General features: G+C 57.8%; 20 protein-coding genes. 10 read left to right on the top strand and 10 right to left on the bottom strand.

Annotated features, from left to right (window positions below; translation table 11 throughout):
• Positions 1 to 11: 11 nt before the first annotated feature.
• Positions 12 to 1,079, top strand: a complete 1,068-nt coding sequence (gene prfA / locus ACXWTF_RS01485; RefSeq protein ID WP_461713270.1) for a peptide chain release factor 1 — start codon at positions 12 to 14, stop codon at positions 1,077 to 1,079.
• A 214-nt stretch (positions 1,080 to 1,293) separates the two neighbouring features.
• Here the strand turns inward: prfA and dapF are convergent, their stop codons facing one another.
• The 3 genes from dapF to ACXWTF_RS01470 form a co-directional block, all read right to left on the bottom strand.
• Positions 1,294 to 2,043 carry a diaminopimelate epimerase gene (gene dapF, locus ACXWTF_RS01480; protein ID WP_461713269.1) on the bottom strand — a complete coding sequence of 250 codons (750 nt, stop codon included), beginning with the start codon at positions 2,041 to 2,043 and terminating at the stop codon, positions 1,294 to 1,296.
• 322 nt (positions 2,044 to 2,365) lie between these two features.
• Positions 2,366 to 2,968 carry a dephospho-CoA kinase gene (gene coaE / locus ACXWTF_RS01475; protein WP_461713268.1) on the bottom strand — a complete coding sequence of 201 codons (603 nt, stop codon included), beginning with the start codon at positions 2,966 to 2,968 and terminating at the stop codon, positions 2,366 to 2,368.
• A gap of 165 nt (positions 2,969 to 3,133) precedes the next feature.
• A complete protein-coding gene (locus tag ACXWTF_RS01470; RefSeq protein WP_461713267.1) occupies positions 3,134 to 3,679 on the bottom strand; it encodes a spermine/spermidine synthase domain-containing protein in 546 nt (181 codons plus the stop codon).
• A gap of 241 nt (positions 3,680 to 3,920) precedes the next feature.
• Here ACXWTF_RS01470 and purM point away from each other — a divergent pair, with 241 nt between their 5' ends.
• Positions 3,921 to 4,916 carry a phosphoribosylformylglycinamidine cyclo-ligase gene (purM, locus tag ACXWTF_RS01465; protein ID WP_461713266.1) on the top strand — a complete coding sequence of 332 codons (996 nt, stop codon included), beginning with the start codon at positions 3,921 to 3,923 and terminating at the stop codon, positions 4,914 to 4,916.
• Positions 4,917 to 5,255: 339 nt separating this feature from the next.
• On the opposite strand, the gene ccoG is transcribed toward purM, so the two are convergent.
• Together ccoG and ACXWTF_RS01455 are read right to left on the bottom strand one after the other, a co-directional pair.
• Positions 5,256 to 6,728 carry a cytochrome c oxidase accessory protein CcoG gene (gene ccoG / locus ACXWTF_RS01460; protein ID WP_461713265.1) on the bottom strand — a complete coding sequence of 491 codons (1,473 nt, stop codon included), beginning with the start codon at positions 6,726 to 6,728 and terminating at the stop codon, positions 5,256 to 5,258.
• Between the two features lie 3 nt (positions 6,729 to 6,731).
• Positions 6,732 to 7,388 carry a recombinase family protein gene (locus tag ACXWTF_RS01455; protein WP_461713264.1) on the bottom strand — a complete coding sequence of 219 codons (657 nt, stop codon included), beginning with the start codon at positions 7,386 to 7,388 and terminating at the stop codon, positions 6,732 to 6,734.
• Between the two features lie 179 nt (positions 7,389 to 7,567).
• On the opposite strand from ACXWTF_RS01455, the gene ACXWTF_RS01450 reads away from it, so the two are divergent.
• From ACXWTF_RS01450 to ACXWTF_RS01430, 5 genes are all read left to right on the top strand, one after another.
• A complete protein-coding gene (locus ACXWTF_RS01450; RefSeq protein WP_461713263.1) occupies positions 7,568 to 8,632 on the top strand; it encodes a tetratricopeptide repeat protein in 1,065 nt (354 codons plus the stop codon).
• A complete protein-coding gene (rnhA, locus tag ACXWTF_RS01445; protein WP_461713262.1) occupies positions 8,629 to 9,054 on the top strand; it encodes a ribonuclease HI in 426 nt (141 codons plus the stop codon). The genes ACXWTF_RS01450 and rnhA overlap by 4 nt, the downstream gene beginning before the upstream one ends.
• Positions 9,055 to 9,056: 2 nt before the next feature.
• Positions 9,057 to 9,737: a ribonuclease III gene (rnc, locus tag ACXWTF_RS01440; protein ID WP_461713261.1), complete on the top strand. Its 681-nt coding sequence runs from the start codon at positions 9,057 to 9,059 to the stop codon at positions 9,735 to 9,737.
• Positions 9,734 to 10,810: a chorismate synthase gene (gene aroC, locus ACXWTF_RS01435; RefSeq protein WP_461713260.1), complete on the top strand. Its 1,077-nt coding sequence runs from the start codon at positions 9,734 to 9,736 to the stop codon at positions 10,808 to 10,810. Before rnc ends, aroC begins: the two co-directional genes overlap by 4 nt.
• Positions 10,811 to 10,907: 97 nt before the next feature.
• Entirely contained in the window at positions 10,908 to 12,380 is a 1,473-nt protein-coding gene (locus ACXWTF_RS01430; RefSeq protein ID WP_461713259.1) for a PhoH family protein, read from the top strand.
• A 28-nt stretch (positions 12,381 to 12,408) separates the two neighbouring features.
• Here ACXWTF_RS01430 and ACXWTF_RS01425 read toward each other — a convergent pair whose 3' ends face one another.
• The 5 genes from ACXWTF_RS01425 to ACXWTF_RS01405 form a co-directional block, all read right to left on the bottom strand.
• Entirely contained in the window at positions 12,409 to 13,116 is a 708-nt protein-coding gene (locus ACXWTF_RS01425) for a GNAT family N-acetyltransferase (RefSeq protein WP_461713258.1), read from the bottom strand.
• A 55-nt stretch (positions 13,117 to 13,171) separates the two neighbouring features.
• Positions 13,172 to 13,618: a hypothetical protein gene (locus tag ACXWTF_RS01420; protein ID WP_461713257.1), complete on the bottom strand. Its 447-nt coding sequence runs from the start codon at positions 13,616 to 13,618 to the stop codon at positions 13,172 to 13,174.
• Between the two features lie 69 nt (positions 13,619 to 13,687).
• Positions 13,688 to 14,257, bottom strand: coding sequence for a DUF302 domain-containing protein (locus ACXWTF_RS01415; protein ID WP_461713256.1), 570 nt, complete (start codon positions 14,255 to 14,257; stop codon positions 13,688 to 13,690).
• Between the two features lie 131 nt (positions 14,258 to 14,388).
• Positions 14,389 to 15,363: an iron-sulfur cluster assembly scaffold protein gene (locus ACXWTF_RS01410; RefSeq protein ID WP_461713255.1), complete on the bottom strand. Its 975-nt coding sequence runs from the start codon at positions 15,361 to 15,363 to the stop codon at positions 14,389 to 14,391.
• Between the two features lie 25 nt (positions 15,364 to 15,388).
• Entirely contained in the window at positions 15,389 to 16,600 is a 1,212-nt protein-coding gene (locus ACXWTF_RS01405) for a NifS family cysteine desulfurase (protein WP_461713254.1), read from the bottom strand.
• Positions 16,601 to 16,859: 259 nt separating this feature from the next.
• Between ACXWTF_RS01405 and tig the strand changes: the two genes are divergently transcribed.
• Genes tig through def form a run of 3 tightly spaced genes read left to right on the top strand, consistent with a single transcriptional unit; the run spans position 16,860 to position 19,291 of the window.
• Complete coding sequence (gene tig, locus ACXWTF_RS01400) at positions 16,860 to 18,170, top strand: trigger factor (RefSeq protein ID WP_461713253.1); 1,311 nt, start codon at positions 16,860 to 16,862, stop codon at positions 18,168 to 18,170.
• A 3-nt stretch (positions 18,171 to 18,173) separates the two neighbouring features.
• Positions 18,174 to 18,764, top strand: a complete 591-nt coding sequence (clpP, locus tag ACXWTF_RS01395) for an ATP-dependent Clp endopeptidase proteolytic subunit ClpP (protein ID WP_461713252.1) — start codon at positions 18,174 to 18,176, stop codon at positions 18,762 to 18,764.
• Between the two features lie 5 nt (positions 18,765 to 18,769).
• Positions 18,770 to 19,291: a peptide deformylase gene (gene def, locus ACXWTF_RS01390; protein WP_461713251.1), complete on the top strand. Its 522-nt coding sequence runs from the start codon at positions 18,770 to 18,772 to the stop codon at positions 19,289 to 19,291.
• Positions 19,292 to 19,304 lie beyond the last annotated feature (13 nt).

Genomic DNA, 19,304 nt, shown 5'->3' with positions numbered 1-19,304 from the left:
TGGGAGTATGAATGCTTTCTGACAAACTGACCCCTTTTATCGACCGCTACAACGAGCTCAGCGAACTGCTCAGCAGTCCCGACATCGCCAACGACGTCAAACGGATGACCGCGCTCTCCAAAGAGCAATCCTCCCTGCAAGACATCGTCGATACGGCCAAGGCCTACAAACAGCTGCTCGTGGACATCGAAGAGAACAAGTCCCTTGTGTACGATGACGAACTGGGAGAGCTGGCCAAAGAGGAGCTCAAAACCCTCGAACCACAGGTACCCGTGATGGAGGAGGAGATCAAGGTCCTCCTGCTGCCGACGGACCCCAATGACGACCGCAATATCATCCTGGAGATGCGCGCGGGCACCGGCGGGGACGAAGCCGCCATCTTTGTCGGCGACCTCTTCACCGCCTATACCCGCTACGCCGAAGTCAAAGGGTGGAAGATCGAACTGATCAGCTCCAGCCCCTCCGACATGGGCGGCTACAAGGAGATCACGGCCCTGATCAAGGGCGAGAAGGTCTACAGCCGTCTGAAGTTCGAAGGGGGGACCCACCGCGTACAGCGGGTCCCGGCAACGGAGTCCCAGGGGCGCGTCCACACCTCCGCCATCACCGTGGCCGTCATGCCCGAAGCGGACGACGTCGACGTCAAGATCGACCCGAACGATCTCAAGATCGACGTCATGCGCTCCAGCGGCTGCGGCGGCCAGTCGGTCAATACGACCGACTCCGCGGTGCGTATCACCCACCTGCCCACCGGCATCGTCGTCACCAACCAGGACCAGAAATCACAGCACAAGAATAAAGAGAAAGCGATGAAGGTCCTGCAGGCGCGCCTCTTCGAGATCGAGCAGCAGCGTGCCCAGGAAGCAGAGGGTGCCGCGCGCAAGGAACAGGTCGGGACCGGCGACCGCAGCGGCCGCATCCGCACCTACAACTACCCGCAGAACCGCATCTCGGACCACCGCATCAACCTGACGCTCTACCGCCTCAACGAGATCATGACCGGCGGTCTCTTCGACGAGATCATCGACCCCCTCATCGCCGACGCCCAGGCGAAAAGCATGGAGGCCGCAGGCCTCTAAGCGGCAGCGCTGCTGCTAAGTGCTAAGTGCTAAGTGCTAAGTGCTAAGTGCAGGATGTCTGGTTCCGCTTCTTCTGTCAAGTCCGAAACGGTCATTAGCGTGTCAGTAGGATCACCAAGGAATGGAATGTCCCGAAAGCGGCAGCCTTTCGCATTTTCTTCTTTCGGGTTCGGTTTCTTCTTTGTGCGAGCAAAGAAGAAAGGGAACAAAAAAACTATTTAACGTCTAAAACCGTCTCAAACGTCTTCTTCACGAGCCCTTTGAAGGTAATCGTCCCCTCTTCCAGCCCAAGGTAGAGCGTCTCCCCGCTTTTGGGGTAGACCTCCGCCTTGTCGCCGACGAGCCCTTCGCGGTTGGCGCGGTAGAAACAGGCCGCCATCCCCGTCCCGCAGGCAAGCGTTTCATCCTCGACGCCGCGCTCATAGGTCCGCACCCGGATGGAACCGTCGCTGTCGACAGAGGCGATGTTGACGTTGGCGTTGTGTTCAAAGCGCAGCGCACGCGCCTCTGCAAGGTCGAAGTTATCCATATCGGCATCGAAGGTGACGAGGTGGGGCACACCCGTATCGAGCAGCCACCACTTCTTGCCGCCTGCAACGATGTCGTCACGCAGAATCTTCGGTGGGGTCAGGTCACTCTGCACCATGTCGCCCTCTACTTCTGCGCCGATAACACCCGCTTCCGTCAGGAAGGTCATGTTCGCCGGTGCCAGGCCGTTGCTGTAGGCGTAGTGTCCACAGGCACGGCTGCCGTTGCCGCACATCTCCGCCGTCGAGCCGTCGCTGTTGTAGAACTGCCACTCAAAATCGTACTCCGCGTGCGGCACAAGGACGATCAGGCCGTCGGCGCCGACACCGCTCTGGCGGTCGCAGAGGGTGCGTGCCAGTTCGGAGCGGTCTCTTGCGATAAAGCTGTGAAAGAGAACAAAGTCGTTACCGCTCGCGCTGTATTTGGCGATCATCATCGTTTATGCCTTTTGGAAATAATCAGTATGGAAGTGTAGTGGGTATTGGTTGAAAGCTTATTTAGGGCACCTTTAGAAACTCTGCACGGATTTCAGAGGTTTTTGGAAGCATGAGATTTTCTTTGTCTTCGGCGCAGACCTGGCTCAAGCCAAGTCAAGACGAAAACGGAGGAAAGATCGTGCTTCCAAAGACCTCCCGCAGGGCGCCACAGAAAAAAGCCATCCTCTGCGTTACCTACTTTTCGACCTAGCTCCGGCTAGGCCTTCAAAGCGCCGCCTTGATTATGACTGTTTTCTGTGACGCTGAAACCGCGCAGAGTTTCTAAAGGTGCCCTTTATATTTTGCTTTGATCATGTCGACAAAGGCCTCGCACTCAGCCTGGAGGTGCTTGAGGTTGCCGCTGTTGTCGATGACCCAGGTCGCGCGCTTTTTCTTCTCCTCGATGTCCATCTGGGACTCGATGCGGCGCAGCGCCTCGGCTTCATCGAAGCCGTTGCGTTTCATGAACCGCTGCAGCTGCGTCGCCTTGGGGGTATAGACGACGACTGCGTCCGCGATGGGATAGGCCTGCGTCTCAAAGTAGAGCGGGATATCAATAAGGTAGGGGAACTTGAATGCATCCTGCCGCTCGCTCTCCTCCTCGATCGCCTGACGGATCTTGGGGTGCAGGAAAGCTTCAAGAGTCGCTTTGGCATCGGGATCGGAAAAGATTACTTTGCCCAGCTCGCTGCGCAGGACCTTTCCGTTCTGAACGTACTGCGCGCCGAAAGTCTCGGCGACCCATCCGCTGTGCTCGTCCAGGAGTCTGTGCGCGATCGCATCGGCATCGATGACCCGCAGGCCGTGCAGGGCCAGCAGGGAGGCGACGGTACTCTTGCCCGTCGCGATCCCCCCGGTCAGTGCGATCGCATATTTAAACGCCATGATCTAATGTTCCCCCTGCGCTAATGATAAATCTGAATAGCGCGGTTCAACTGCGCGCGCCCCGAAGGAAGTACCCTTGGGGTGCGGGCCCGCCGCCGAGGCGGACAAAGCGTCAGCGTAGCCGGAGGGGCTTTGCTCCTTCGGCGTCCTCATAATGAAGGCCATTTAGTTGCGGATGATCCCGAGGTAGGTCTTGCGGATGTAGTTCGGCATCGCGAACGCGGCCGGGTGGATATCGGTGTTGTAGTACTCCAGCCCGTCGAGCATGTCGGCGCGGTGGAGGTTGATGTCCGCCGTCGGGTGATTGCCCTTGCTGGCCAGCAGCAGGGTCTCTTCATTGGCGAGGCGGTAAGGCATGATCACCTTGAAATAGTTGCTCAGCACACCGAGCAGCACCGTATTGGCCTGGACCTCCTCGAGGGAAGCGTGGCGCATGGAAACGACCCCCTCTTCGCTGAGGACGCGGTTGATGTGTCCGGCAACCGCCGCATCGACATCCGCTTCGCAGATGACGACGTCGACACTGCCGTCGGCGACTTCGCGCAGCGCGTCAAGGCTGGCCGGAGCATGGACGACAACGGCGCCCTCGTGGCGCGCCACTTCCGTCTGAAGGCGTTCGGGCGCATCGCTGATCACCAGAACATTCTGGGGCGCCTTGTGGGTACACATCGGGACGTGTACCATCATTTCAGGGTAGACAAACTCTCTCATTTTCTCAATTCCTTGGGGCGTTAAGGGCTTTAATTTGGACCGCCCTTGTGCCGAAAGTGGCGCGATTTTAGCATCTTACATTTAAACCGGAATGAAGAAAATCCCAACTTCTTTCCGGTCAAGCTTTGGGCGCGCCGAACGTGTAGGCGAAGCATAACGCATCTGCGCTGAAACCCCCTGCCAAACCCTATCCTAACCCCACCTTCGCTATACTTCCATTAACAATCATCTGGAGCGATCTATGAGTCAAATCAGCTACAAAGACGCCGGTGTCGATATCGACGCCGGGAACAGTTTCGTCGAGAACATCAAACCCCTGGTCAAGTCGACCCGTATCCCCGGTGTTTTGGGCGGGATCGGCTCTTTTGCCGGCGCCTTCGAGATGCCTGCAGGCTACAAAGAACCCGTGCTCCTCGCCGCGACCGACGGGGTCGGCACCAAGCTGAAACTGGCCATCGACTCCGGCAAGCACGACACGGTCGGCATCGACCTCGTTGCGATGTGCGTCAATGACCTTATCTGCAACTTCGGCACACCGACCTTCTTCCTCGACTACTATGCCACGGGCAAACTCGAGGTCGATGTCGCCACCGCCGTCGTCAGCGGGATCGCCGAAGGGTGCCGCCAGGCCGAATGTGCCCTGATCGGCGGTGAAACGGCGGAGATGCCGGGCATGTACTCCAAAGATGACTACGACCTCGCCGGCTTTGCCGTCGGCGTCGCGGAGAAAAGCGAGCTCGACACCCCCGCCAACGTCCGTGCGGGCGACAAGCTGATCGCCCTGCCGAGTTCCGGCCTGCACTCCAACGGCTTCTCCCTGGCACGCAAGGTCCTGTTTGAAAAGATGGGGATGACATTCGACGACGACTTCAACGGTGCACCGCTGATCGACGCCCTGCTCGCGCCGACACGCATCTACGTCAAGACCTTTAAGCAGCTCAAACCGAAGATCCAGGCGATGGCGCACATCACCGGCGGCGGCCTCGTCGAGAACCTGCCGCGCGTTCTGCCCGAGGGGCTGCGCGCCGTCATCAAAGGCGACGACGTCCGCGTCCTGCCGATCTTTGAACTGATGAGCGAGCACGTTGCGCGCGACGAGATGTTCCGTGCCTTCAACATGGGTGTCGGTATGGTCCTCGTCGTCCGTCCCGACGACGTCAACGCCGTGCTCGACGCGACCGACGGTTACCTCATCGGCGAAATCGAACCGGGCGACAAAGAGGCCGTTATCGTCTAAACGGCATCTCCCTTCTGCCCTCGGCACCCCGCCGGGTGCCCCTTTTCCGCTTACGCTTCACACTGCCCGCCCCGCTTCTGACACACGAGACACCTCTGCATCATCGCTGCCGCATCAACAGGCTTTGACAGCCGTCTCGCTTTTGAGATACATTCCCATGCAGCATGTAATCATCATGACCGAAAAATAGAAGAAAATCGTATGCTTTAAATTAACAGATAAGGGATAACGGAACCCGCCCGGGGTTCAGCAGTTCGGGCGGCCGTCAAAGGGAGGAAACGGAACGGATCCGTTAAAGAACGCGGCGCCGGGCGCCGCGCGATAAGGCGGGAGGGAATGTTATTCCGCCGCCTGGTATTTGTCGTAGCGCGGGAAGATGAACGTAGACTCGCGGTCAACGGCGATCTTCTCTTTCTCGTCAATGGCGTAAGCGTGGATCTTGATCGGCAGGACCGTATCTTTACGCTCATCCTTGACCAGCTCCTCTGTCGTATAGAGGCGGACGATTTTCTTCTTCTTCACGCCCGGACGGACGGTGAACGGTTTGCTCGGCTTGAGAATTTTGATCTTGCCTTCCATACCCTTCGGCGCTTCGATATCGAAGTAGAACTTATGGTCCTTGTCCTGCGTATTCTGCAGCAGGAAGATGTAATCGTTCTCGACCATCGTTTTGCCTTCCGGCGTCTTTTCGATCGCGTAGAGGCGGTTCTCTTTATTGATGTTGAGCAGCATATGCTCTTTCTTGCTCCCCATCATACCGAGGACCACCATGATGATCACCAGAACAACGGCATACCCGATGATCTTCGGACGCAGGTAGTTGGTTTTACCCTGCTGGAACAGCACCTCTTTCTCGCTCGACCAGCGCACCAGCGACGGTTTGCCCAGGGCACCCATCACCTCGGTACAGGCATCGACGCACTCCAGGCAGTTGATACACTCGAGCTGCAGTCCCTGGCGGATATCGATGTGGGTCGGACAGACGGTCACACAGCTTTCGCAGGTCGTACACTCCGCCGCCGGTTCCACCGCCTGGAGGTCCTTCTGCTTGGTGTACTGCTTGTGTTTCTCCTCGTCATAGATCTCACCCCCGCGGTGCGGATCGTAGATCGCCATCACCGTGTCTTCATCGTACAGGACCGACTGGATACGGGAATAAGGACAGACGTAGACACACCAGTTCTCTTTGAACCAAACGACGTCGACGACCAGGAAAAGGGTCGTGATCAGCAGGATCCCGACGAGGATCAGGTGGTCACCCGCGTTCATCATATACGGGAAGAAGTCCTCCGGCGGAACGAAGTACCAGAGGAAGTTCGCCGTTGCCAGCAGGGAAAGCGCCGTCCACATCGCGATGGCGACCACACGCTTTGCCTTGTTCTCCGGTTTGCTCCAGTCAGGCTCTTTTTGCTTGTTCTTGATCCGCTTCCGCAGTTTCAGGATCTTCGTTTCGATCAGGTCGCGGTAGATGACGCGGAAGATCGTCTGCGGACAGACCCAGCCGCAGAAGACGCGGCCGCCCAGTACCGTCATCCCGAAGATTCCGATAAAAAGGATCATTAGAATGAACGGCATGAGGTACATCTCCTGCATATCGAACTGGACAAAGGCCAGGTGCAGTTTGAGCTTGTCGAAGCTCAACAGGAAGATATGGTTGCCGTTGATCGTGATCCACGGCAGGACCAGTGACACGATGGTCATCCCCACGAAAAACCAGTAGCGTTTCACGCGGTAGGAGACCCACCCTTTTAAATACTCTTTTTTGCTGACCTTGGCCGATCCGGCCTGGCCTGAGACTTCTGCCTGACTCACTGTTTACTCCTTTTCATTGACTGGCGGACATTCGATCGTTTCGATGATACTTGCTTCGGCGTTGTCCACGTTTTCCAAAAAACTGCTGCCCATCGCCACCTCTTTGAGCTCCCGCGATTCGATGTAATCTTTCAGGGAGCTCCGGCTGACGTTCAGAACTCTGGCGATCTCGCTGACACTCTTTCCCTCCCGGAGCGATGCGATGATCACCTCGAGGTGGGGGTCGAACTTCGAAGAGGAGCGGCTCCCTTTCGGGCGGCCGATCACCTTCTTCTCCACCGACTGTATCGTCTGGCGCAGCTGGTCGACCAGCCCCATTGCGACGATAATATCACTTCGACCATTCAAAACGATTGAAGGTTTGATCAGGTGGAGTTCAATGCCGTTTTTGAGCAGACAGCTGAGCATCTGCACGACATCCTCTATATTACTGCTGAGCACCCACAGGTCATAGACCAGCAACGTACCCCCCAGGTGCTCGGGCTGGCGCATAAAGCGCACAGCCTCGTCGCGTTCGCTGAGACGGCTGTTCTGCGAGAGCTGATCGACCATCTCGTCTTCGATCACCAGATCATGTTTCTTGGCATAGGCACTGATCACTTTCAGCTGTTCGTAGACACCGTGAAAGTGGCTGTCGGCACGGATATAACTGAATATCATTGACGTATAAACCTTTCGCATTCTCCAGTTTCAACGTCATTTTACCCTTTTTGGCGAAGTAATGTCAATATTTTATCGGTTTTTTTCGTCACATTTTTATCTCACTTTCTCCGAAAAGTTCAAAAGCGCTATAATGGCTGCAATCCAAGGACCCCCAAGGCAGTGCGACAGGAGCCGAAGTGAACAGCCTCTTTATCGAATTCCGCGACCCGCTTTTCGGCATCATCGTTTTCGTCGCGCTGATCTTCATTATCGCCTTTGTGAGCTACTGGTGGGGACGGCTGCGCAGCAAGGAGGATCACCGCTACCTCGAACGCTTCCTGCGCTCGTTTAACAAGCCCCCCTCCCAGACGGAACTGCACCGCGAGATCGGCAGCAGCGCCGTTTCGCAAAAATCATGGCTGCTCGTCGCCCAGACCTATGTGCAAAACGGCGACTTTGAACAGGCCGTCGCCATCTACCGCAGTCTCCTGGAGATGCAGCACGAACCCCACCGCCGCCGCGAACTGCTGCTGCTGCTCGCCCAGACCTATTTCAAGGCCGGATTCCTGGAGCGGTGCGAAACGATCCTGCTCAAGATCCTGGGCCGCTTTCCCCGCACGCCGCAGGCCCTGAAACTGCTGCTCTTCACCTACGAGCGGCTCCGGGCCTATGAGAAAGCCCTGCAGGTGCTCGAACCCCTCGACGAACTGGGCAGCGACATCGCCGGCGACCGCCGCTACCTGGAGACCGTCAGCCTGCTGCAAGACACCACAACCGATACGGCGGCGAAGTGTTCCCGCCTCGCCGAGGCGTACCGCGAGCACCACACCCTCACCTACCTGACCTTTGAATTCCTGTTCCGCCACGACCCGGAACTGGCCTGGGCGACCCTGGACCTCTCCGCCGGCCGCGCGATCGCCGATATCCTGTGGCATTTACCCGAGGAGCACCTGAATTTGGATATAATTTCACGTGATGGCTATTTGCGGCAGCTGTATAGCGCCAGAGGAAGCGTGAATCTTGCTCAGAACAGTTCCGAATTCGAACTGGATGTTTTGATCAAACTTCGCCAAAGCGGCCAAAGCGGGGCGACCCTGCAGTTTGAATACCTGTGCGGCCACTGCAAGCAGATCTTCCCTTTTCCGTTCCACCGCTGCCCGAACTGCCATACGATCGATTCCGTCGTCACCGAACCGCTGCTGGGCAAAGCCGTAGCGGATTTCGCCCCGGCGGAACGTGCGGAAAGGGCTTACGAAGTATGAAGCATATCACCCTGTTCAGTGACGGTTCGGCCCTGGGCAACCCCGGCCCCGGCGGCTACGGCACCATCCTGCGTTTCGGCGACAAGGAGCGCGAGCTCAGCGGCGGCGAACCCCATACGACCAACAACCGGATGGAGCTGCGCGGCGTCATCGAAGGGCTTAAAGCCCTCAAAGAGCCCTGCGAAGTGGAGATCGTCTCGGACTCCTCCTACGTCGTCAAGGGGATCAACGAGTGGCTGCAGAACTGGATCAAACGCGACTTCGCCAAGGTGAAGAACCCCGACCTCTGGCGCGACTATATCGCCGCCAGTGCCCCCCACCGTATCAAAGCGACCTGGGTCCGGGGCCACGACGGCCATCCGGAGAACGAACGCTGCGACACCCTCGCCCGGGGCGTCGCCGAGAAGATGAAAAGAGGATAAGCATGGATCAGATGGCGCGCATTGAGCAGACGCTCGGCTACACCTTCGACAACAAACAACTGCTGCGCGAGGCCCTGACACACAAGAGCTTCAAGCAGCCCTACAACAACGAACGCCTCGAGTTCCTGGGCGACGCCGTCCTCGACCTCATCGTCGGCGAATACCTCTTCGAGCAGTTCCCCAAGCACGACGAGGGCAAGCTCTCCAAAATGCGGGCGTCGCTCGTCAATGAAGAGGGGTTCGCCCGCCTGGCCGAGCATATCAAACTGGGCGAGGCGATCTTCCTCTCCAACGCCGAAGAGAACAACGGCGGGCGCACTAAACCCTCCCTGCTCTCCAACGCCTTCGAAGCGGTCATCGGCGCCATCTACCTCGAAGCGGGCCTCGCCCCGGTGAAGACGATCGCCACCACCCTGCTCGAGAGCGTCTACAAAGAGATCTCCCTCGACACCCTTTTCAAAGACCACAAGACCGCGCTGCAGGAGCTGACCCAGGCGCACTTCGGCATCACCCCGGAGTACCGCCTGGTAGGCAGCAGCGGGCCTGACCATAAAAAAGAGTTCACCATCGCCATCCTCATCGACGGCAAAGAGTACGCCAAGGCGAGCGGCAAAAGCAAAAAGACCGCCCAGCAGGAGGCGGCCCAACAGACCATTGCCCGACTCAAAGAGGAGCTTTCATGAACCGTTTCGGCATCCGTTTCAGTTTTACCACCTTCGGCGAATCCCACGGCAAGGCGATCGGCTGTGTCGTTGACGGCGTCCCCGCAGGACTGACGATCGACGAGGCCTACATCCAGCGCGAGCTCGACCGCCGCAAGCCGGGCCAGAACGCCTACGCCACCGCCCGCAAAGAGGACGACACCGTCGAGATCCTCAGCGGGGTCTTCGAGGGCAAAAGCACCGGCACGCCGATTGCCATGGTGATCTACAACACCAACCAGAAATCCAAAGACTACACCAATATCAAGGACGTCTTCCGCCCCGGCCATGCCGACTACACCTACTGGCACAAGTACGGCATCCGCGACTACCGCGGGGGCGGACGCTCCAGTGCGCGCGAAACGGCGGCCCGCGTCGCGGCGGGGGCCGTTGCAAAACTGATGCTGCGCGAGGTCGGTATCACCGTCAAAAGCGGCATCAGCGAGATCGCGGGGATCGCCGCGAGCACCTTCGACTTTGACCACGTCGCCGGCAGCGAGATCTACGCCCTCGATCCCAGCGTGGAGCAGGCGCAAAAAGACGCGATCCTGCTCGCCAAGAACGACCACGACTCCGTCGGCGGGGTCGCGCAGGTCCGCATCGACAACCTCCCCGTCGGCCTCGGCGAACCGCTCTACTACAAGCTTGACGCCGTCCTGGCCGACGCCATGATGGGCATCAACGCCGTCAAAGCCGTCGAGATCGGCGACGGGCTGCTCGGCGCGCGCCTGCACGGCTCCGAGAACAACGACCCGCTCCGCAACAGCGGGTTCGAATCCAACCACAGCGGCGGGATCCTCGGCGGGATCAGTAACGGCGACGAAGTCCGCCTCAACGTCTACTTCAAGCCGACCCCTTCGATTTTCCGCGAACAGCACACGACCACGACCGGAGGCGAAGAGGTCGATTTCGCCCTCAAGGGGCGCCACGACCCCTGCGTCGCCATCCGCGGTTCGGTTGTCTGCGAGGCGATGGCCGCCCTCGTCACGGCCGACATGCTGCTGCTCAATATGGGCCGGACAATGGAAGGGATCAGACGCTACTACCACGCCTAGGGTGTGCTGCCCAAACTTCATCCAGCCGCCTCCTTTCGCATTAAGCTTTGCAGGGTTATAATCAATTTAACTCATATGACCGAAGGATGCTCTTTCCATGAGTCCCACGCAAAAATACTACCTCCTCGATACCTCGGTGATCCTCGACGATCCGGCCAATATCCTCCGCATTTCCGAAAACAATCGAAACATCGTTGCGATCACCAATACGGTGCTTGCCGAGCTCAACAACAAAAAAGACGACATGCGCTCGGATGCCGGGTTCCGTGCCCGGGAGTTCTTCCGGCTCGCCGACTACGAGGTCGGGCAGACCCTGCGCTTCGACGAGCTCCCCGAACCGCTGCGCCGCTCCCGCGAAACGGCCCCCAACAACAGCGACTGCTACTACCGGCTCACCCTCCCTTTTGCGCCGGACCTCAACCCCGAAGCGGGCGGCGAAACGAACGTCGAACTGCTGATCATCTACCGCGAAGAGTACCGGGTCGCCAAATCCTACTCCGAACCCAAGGGCTTCAACGACGCCAAGATCGCCGAGATCGCCGCGGACTACCATCTCAAGCTCGTCACCAACGACATCTCGTTCAAAATCGCAGCCGAAGTGCAGGGGATCGAGGCACAGAGCCTGAAAAATGCCAGCGTCGAACGCCCCGACGCCATCGAGTTCGCCCACACCGTCACCTACCATGACGAGCCCGAACTGGGGACGGAGGCTGATTTCCGAAACTTCGAGCAGTTCAGCTTTATCCAGGAAGCGACCAGTGAGGGGCATAACGAGATCTACGAAACCGGGCTGCAGCGCTACGCCCTTATCTACAACGGCCACCTGGAGTGGTGCGACTTCGACAAACGGTTCGGGGAGTACTTCGACGAGACGCTGATCCGCCCCATCAACCTGGAACAGAAGTTCTACTACACCATCCTCACCCATCCCCAGAACCACCTGACCGTCGTCGCCGGTTCCACCGGGTCGGGCAAGACCCTGATGGCGCTGCAGGCAGGGCTGGAAATGGTCAAAGAGGGGATCGTCGAGGGGATCGTCTACGCCCGCAACACCGTCACCGCCTCCGATCCGCAGGCGGAACTGGGCTTCCGCAAAGGCGATGAGCACGAGAAACTGGGCTACTTCATGTATCCGCTCTACTCCGCCATCAACTACACCATCGAGCACCAGAACAAGCACTCCATCGAATCACAGGTGGAGTTCACCGGCAACACGAACTCCACCAAGCGCGAGAATGCGACGGAGCTCTTCATGGCCAAGTACAACATCGAGGTGATGGACATCGCCCATATGCGGGGGACGACGATCTCGCGCAAGTTCGTCATCATCGACGAGGCGCAGAACATGACCAACGCCACCATGAAGCTGATCGGGACCCGGATGGGCGACGAGACCCGCCTCGTACTGATGGGCGACCCGCACCAGATCGACCACCCCTTCCTCTCCAAGCGCCGTAACGCCCTGGTGACCATGCTCAACAAAGCCCAGCACAGCGACTTCCTCGCCGGCATCCAGCTGCGCCACACCATCCGCTCCGAAGTCGCCAACTGGTTCGACAAGAACCTCTAACAGCGCGCCCCTATCGCCACCCCGTCACCTAGGGGACGAGCGAACCGAACCGGTGCGGATACCAGAGCTTCAAAAAAGTGCGGCGCGGGACGACCACAGCGCCCAGCGCGCTCTTGTACTTCATATGGGGGTGTCCCAGGTTCCAAAAGCGCAGGCCGGCGTTTTGCAGGTGCCTGCCCAGCAGGACCATCTGCAGCGTCCCCCAGCTGGCGTAGCGCTTCTCGGGGCTGTGAAACCCCGAGAGACTGGTATAGACGTTGTTGGCCGTAATGTACCCGATCTCACCGGCCACAAGGGTGCCCGTCTCCTCGTCGAACAGCTCCACGCTGAAAAGCCTGAAAGCCTCGCTGCTGTTCGCGTTCAGGCGCCGCATGAGCGCCTCGTATTTCCCGACCATCCAGCACGCCTCATGTGACGCCTGAATCCCGCGGATCACGTCGTCGAAGGCAGTGTTGAACGCCAGCCGGAAGTTCCCTTTTCGCAGCAGTTTCGCCACCTTCTTGCTGACATGCATCTCATCGAAACGCAGCAGCGCGTACTCCCGCTGGATCTCCCCCAGCAGAAGCTGCCTGCCGCCATACTCCAGCGACACGCTGATGAAACCGGCATTGGCAAGCGCAAGGTACATCGCCTCGGAAAAATCGTCGCTCCAGTAATAATAGTGGTGCATATCCCGGTAGATCTTCTCGAGAAACCTCAGATCCCAGAGATCTTTTCGGTCAATCCGGTAAACCATCACGTCCCGCTTTCATCCATTGCTCCGACTGCTTTTCCCTCCGCGCTTCCATCGGCTACAGCATGCTCCTTACCCCGATCGCGTACCAGAGAATGACCAGGTTCAGGAAGAAGATCCCCAGCGAACTTCCCCGCGAGAGAAACTGCTGCCACTTCGTCCGGCTGATCATATGGGTTTTGAAGGCGACCACAAGGTGAACAAACGTTAATATTGTCAGAACGACGACCAGATAGACCTTATGGTGCATCATCTGCGACAGCTCCGAGTCGTAGGCGTATTTGAAGACCTCGTGAAACCCGTGGTGCAGGTAGAGCAGCGTCCCCGTCACCCAGAGCGACACCAGCCAGAAGACCTCGAACCAGCCGTAGATGGGGCCCAGGTGTTCATAGGTCTGCCGCTGGGCCGCTTTGTCGCGCAGCAAAACGCCCAGTGCAAAGAGCAGCAGCGATCCGCCGATCCATGCCGTCGCGGAAAGAATATGGATATAGAGAATAAAATGCATACCGGATTGTAGACTATCCGGGGTAAAAAAAAGAACGTTCAGACCGGAGCCGGCCTGAACAAAAAGGGATTAGAAGTCGCCTTTCGCAACACGTTCGGGGATCTCTTCCATCGCTTTTTTGACGGAGAGGGCCATCTTCAGCATATCGTCCGGGAGCGGGTGACCGCCGTGGATCGCCAGCGTCATGTCCATTGCCACGAGGAAGCGTTCGCCGCTGCCGTACTCGACGAGCATGATGCGGCACGGCATAAAGCCGCCGTACCAGCGTGAGTAGTTCAGGAACACTTTCGCAATCGGGAGGCTGCACAGTGAGAAGATACGCGCATGCTTGATCTCGTCAGCCGTTGCGTCATCTTTCGTGTACATCTTGACGTCGCCGGTAATGCGCATATTGTACTCTTCGGCCAGCGCCTTGATCAGTTCCGCCGCGTCGTCGTTCGTGACCTCATCGCTGATCTTCCACTCTTTCATCATGGCCCGCGCCGCGTCACCGTTTTCCAGGATGTTGCCGAACATCTTCATATACGCCGGAAGCGCTCCGCCGTCAAGTTGCTGCACTTTCCCGCCGAACAGGGCGAACGCGCCGATCACCGCGACCAGTGTCACTGCACCGATCAGTGCCAGTATGTTTTTGAACATTATTATCTCCTTGTGAACGTTTGAAAGGCGGCATTGTACAGAAAAAGTCGGCATTTAAGCAACAGGCATCAATAAAAAAACGGGGAAACGGTTAGCGGGAGGGTGTAGCGGAGGGGAAGTCCCCCTTCGCATCAGATCGGCAGAACGCGGATCTTGTCGGAGAGCTTCTCTTTGAGCGCCGCTTCGATGGCATAGAGCGTGCCCGTGCTGGAGCTCGCACAGCCGGAACAGGCGCCCAGGTAGCGGATATAGACGTCAATGTACTCTTCGCCGTCCTTGACGTCGATGACTTCCATATTCCCGCCGTCCATAATGAGGAACTGGCGGATGTTGTCGTCGACGACCGCGTCGATCGCCTTGATCTTCTGGACCAGGGTCATCGCTTCGAAGTCGCCGCCGATACCGGCTTCGGCCGCCGCTTTCATCTTTTCTTCGTCCATCTCGCGGCGGACGTCGGCCAGGATGTCGACGAGGTAGTATTCACGTGCTTCGTGGCCGCCCGGCTTGATACAGCTTTTACAGAAGCCGCCCGCTTTCGTATAGTCGGTGACCTGCTCGACGGACTGGAGGTCATTGAGCTTGATGACCTCTTTCAGGGTTGAGAGGCTCACGCGGGCACATTCACAGACGATGATCTCCTCTTCGAAGCTCTCTGCGTCAACACCCTTGTAGAGTCCGGCCGCTTTCTTGATAACATCATAGGCCATGACCGAACAGTGCATCTTCTGCGGCGGAACGGCCGGCACGTCCGGCGTATCGCGCAGCGCCATTTCAACGTCGATGTTGGTGATCTTGACTGCTTCGTCGACCGTCTTGCCCAGACAGAGCTGCGTCATCATGTCGGAACTGGCGATCGCCGTCCCGCAGCCGAAGCTCTTGAACTTGGAGTTCTCGATAATGTCGGTCTCCGGGTTCACTTCCCAGTAGAGGCGTACGGCGTCACCGCAGCTCTCCGCGCCGAAGTCCGCGACGATCAGCTTGTTGCCGTTCGCAGTCGCTTCCTCTTCCGTGATCTCCCCCTGGTGCTGGGGGTTGTTCATCAGTGTCGTTACCTTGTTGGAGTACTCATCCCACAGGGATGCGCCAAACAGATCATTCTTTGCCATAATGGTTTCCTTCTCTCTCTAATTCTCAGTGCATTTCGCACGCAGTGGCTTCACCGCCGGGCGTCGGTTTGACTTTGGCGTATGAGCTGGAGATCGAGCGCAGACGCTCGACAGCCGTTTTGAAATGATCGATCACGTAATCGACCTCTTCGTCCGTCGTGTAGCGGCTCAGGCTCAGGCGGATACCGGTGTGGGCCAGTTCGTGGTCCGCGCCGATCGCGAGCATAACCGTGTTGGCTTCGAGGTCCTCGGAGGCACACGCCGAACCGGTGGAGGCGCCGATCGCCGCGTTGTTGAGGTCCCACAGCATCCCTTCACCCTCGACCCCGCGGATGGAGATGAGGATCGTGTTCGGGGTACGGTGGTCGCGCTCCCCGACGGTAAAGGTGTCCGGAATGAGCTTCAGCAGCGCATCTTCGAGACGGTCGCGCTTGGCGCGGATGGAGGTCATCTTCTCTTCGATGTTCACCGTCGCCATCTCCAGGGCTTTGCCCATCCCGATAATGTAAGGGACGTTCAGGGTACCTGAACGGCGGCCGCCCATGTGTTCGCCGCCGTTAAGCAGCGGGGAGAGTTCCTGTCCGTCTTTGATATAGAGTGCCCCGATCCCTTTCGGGCCGTGGAACTTGTGCGCGGACATGGACATAAAGTCGACATGCATCGCCTGCACATCAACGGGGATCTTGCCGACCGCCTGAACGCCGTCGGTATGGAAGAGCACGCCCTTCTCTTTACAGATCGCACCGATCTCCTGGACCGGAAAGATCATCCCCGTCTCGTTGTTCGCCCACATGACGGAGACGAGCGCCGTCTTTTCCGTAATGAAACTGCGCAGCATCTGGGCATCGACGACGCCCTGCTCGTTGACCGGCAGGTAGGTCACGTTGACGCCCTGCTCTTCCAGGAACTTACAGGTGGAGAGCACGGAGGGGTGCTCCACTTCAGTCGTAATAATATGGTTCTTATCGCCATTCAGGATCTTGTCGACCCAGACGGATTTCAGTACCCAGTTGTTCGATTCGGTCGCGCAGGACGTAAAGACGATATCGTCATTGTCCGATGCGTTGATCGCAGTGTAGACCTGATCGATCGCCTTCGCAATCGCCGGATGGGACGCAGTGCCGAATTTATGCAGCGAGTTCGGGTTCCCGTACTGCTCGCTGAAAAATGGAAGCATTGCTTCGACGACCGCCGGGTCTACCATGGTCGTCGCATTGTTGTCCATATATACTTGCATCGCTCTTCCTCAATTCACATGTTATTTTGATAACAATTTTAAAAAAGACAAATTTTGTTCTCTTTGGTTGACGAGATATTAGATCATCTGTCGTTAGAGCTCCCTTAATCAATTTTAATACTTAAAAAAGCTTAAGAAGTTGGTAGCGCAGGATTCTAAGAGTGGTGTTAACGTAATTAAGGTAGAATTGCGAAATTTTTCTCCGTATTGCCGCACGGGCTGAGCCGGAAGAACCAGAAGAAAAAGGTAAGAGATCATCATGGAAATGAGCACCAACAAAATCAACGCAGCCAATGCCGAAATCAGCGCGACGGTCACCGGAAGTGACCTGGAGAAGCATTTCGACACCATGGCCAAAGAGCTGAGCAAGCAAGCAAACATCCCGGGTTTCCGTAAAGGAAAAGTCCCCGTCTCCGCTGTCAAAAAGCAGTATGGTGAGCGCCTCCAGCAGGACGCAGAAAGCCAGGCTGTCCGCGAAGCCCTCAATGCGGGTCTGGATGCCCTCAAGATCGCAGCCGATGCCCTGATCGGCGAACCGCAGTTCTCCAAGTTCGACAAGAAAGAGGACGGCACGATCGAAATGACGATCAAAGTCGCCATGCGCCCCGAGTTCGACCTCGGTGACTATGCAGCCCACGTCCCCGAATACAAAGCACCGAAGATCACTGCCAAAGCGGTCACGGACCGTATCCAGGAGATCGCCAAAGCACAGGCGCCGTTCGTTGACGTCGAAGAGGACCGCGCGGTCGAAGACGGTGACACGGCCGTCATCGACTTCGAAGGGTTCGTCGACGGTGAAGCGTTCGAGGGCGGCAAAGCCGAAGAGTTCCCGCTCACCATCGGAAGCGGCCAGTTCATCCCGGGCTTCGAAGAGCAGGTCATCGGCATGAAAGCGGGTGACGAAAAGATGATCGACGTCACCTTCCCGGAAAGCTACGGCAGCGAAAAACTCGCCGGCAAACCGGCACAGTTCAAAGTGAAACTGCACAAGATCCAGACCAAAGAGAAAGTCCGCATGGATGCGAAACTGGCCAAGCAGCTGCTGCCGGGCGAAGAAGAGCCGACAATGGATATGGTTAAAGAGCAGGTCCAGAAGCAGATCGAGAACGAAGAGCGCGGCAAGCTCTTCAATGAAAAGCTCAAGCCGGAGCTCCTCGAAGCTTTCGTCGCCGCGTACAACTTCGACCTGCCGGAGTTTGTCGTCGAGCAGGAGATGGATATGGCGCTGAACAACAAAGCGCGCGAAATGAGCGAAGAGGAGCTTGCAGCCCTGCGTGATGACCAGGAGAAGGTCAAAGAGCTCCGCGAAACCTTCCGCGACGATGCGACACGCTCCGTGAAAGCGACGTTCATCATCGATGCCCTGGCCAAGGCCGAAGGCATCAACGTCAACGAGCAGGAAGTCATGCAGACGATCTACTTCGAAGCGATGCAGACAGGTCAGGACCCGCAGGCGACCTACGACCACTACAGAGACAGCGGCTACCTGCCGGCGATCCAGATGGCGATGGTCGAAGACAAAGTGCTCAGCGGCCTCCTCAACGCCAAGACGGCGACGACCGAAGAGTAACCCATGAGCTATATTCCGTACGTCATTGAAAAAAGTGCGCGGGGCGAACGCTCTTACGACATCTACTCCCGCCTCCTCAAAGACCGCATCATCATGCTCAGCGGCGAGGTCAATGACGCCGTCGCTTCGACCATCGTTGCACAGATGCTCTTCCTCGAAGCGGAGGATCCGGATAAAGACATCTACTTCTACATCAACTCCCCGGGCGGAGTCGTCACTTCCGGCATGGCGATCTTCGATACGATGAACTACATCCGCCCCGACGTCGCGACGATCTGTATCGGTCAGGCAGCCTCCATGGGCTCCTTCCTCCTCAGCTCCGGTGCCCAGGGCAAGCGTTTCGCCCTGCCGCACGCGCGCATCATGATCCACCAGCCCCTCGGCGGTGCCCAGGGACAGGCGACCGATATCGAGATCCAGGCCAATGAGATCCTGCGCATGAAAAAGGAGCTCAACGGTATTCTCTCCAAGAACACCGGCCAGAGCCTGAAAAAGGTCGAGAAAGATACCGACCGCGACTTCTTCATGAGCGCCGAAGAGGCCAAAACCTACGGCATCATCGACGAAGTGCTCGTCAAAAACGCGAAGAAATAAGGCGCATGCAGCTTCCGATCGTCACCTACCCGGACAAACGTCTCAAACAGGTATCCAAGCCCGTGGAGTGCTTCGACGAAGCCCTCCACACCTTCCTGGACGACATGTACGACACGATGATCGCTTCCAACGGGATCGGCCTCGCGGCCATCCAGGTGGCGAACCCCCTGCAGGTCCTCATCATCAACCTCCCAGACGAACAGGGCGAACAGGACAAGTCGGAACTGCTCGAGATCATCAACCCGCAGATCGTGCTCAGTGACGGCACCACCTTCTACCAGGAGGGGTGCCTCAGCGTGCCGGGCTTCTACGAGGATGTTGAACGCTTCGAGACCGTCACCGTCAGTTACCAAGACCGCCACGGCAACGAGCAGGTCCTCGAAGCCGACGGCCTGCTCAGCGTCGCCGTCCAGCACGAGATGGACCACCTCGCCGGCAAGCTCTTTATCGAAAAACTTACCTATACCCGTCGCAAGAAGTTCGAAAAAGAGTACAAGCGTCTCCAGAAAGAGAAGAAAAGCAGTTAGCGATAAGATCCTC

Source organism: Thiomicrolovo sp. ZZH C-3, from assembly GCF_054862725.1.
Note: the sequence above shows the minus strand (reverse complement) of the source record. Positions and strands in the feature narration are given on the sequence as shown.